1 protein-coding gene is annotated in these 459 nt (G+C 51.6%); it reads left to right on the plus strand.

Features of this window, described 5'->3' with window-relative positions:
- Window positions 1-459: hypothetical protein (locus tag ACO0LN_RS30295; protein WP_422980477.1), on the plus strand; the 459-nt coding region annotated here is incomplete at both ends.

Here is a 459-nt window from a genome sequence, read left to right on the forward strand (position 1 = left end):
ACGAAGACGTACTGACAGGCTCCAACACATCCGCCACAGCCAACAACAAATTGACAGCCACACTGGGTAACTCCAATGACAACGGCGCGCCAATCATCACCCCAACGCTCAAAAACATCCAGACAGCGAACTTCACGTTCACTGGCTCTGCTGATGCACAAAACGTCAACAACAACGCCGTTGTTGCTGTCGATCTGCAAGATGCCACTGGCCTGAAAAGCATCGGTATCAACCGTATCGCTTCTACAGCAGGTACTAACGTTGCCCGTATCGAAAACATCAAAACTGTTCTCGACACAATGTCCCTGACAAGCACCAACGCCAACAACGCTGGTACAGTTGAATTCTCCTTCGGCAACGGCACATTGCTCGGCGCCAATGCAGCAACACTGAACCTGTCCGACGTCCAAGTTGGTACAGTCAACATTGGTCAAAACGTTTCCGGCACATCCGCCGCAG

Origin of the sequence: Undibacterium sp. TC9W (assembly GCF_049339865.1) — a bacterium.
GTDB lineage: Bacteria > Pseudomonadota > Gammaproteobacteria > Burkholderiales > Burkholderiaceae_D > Undibacterium.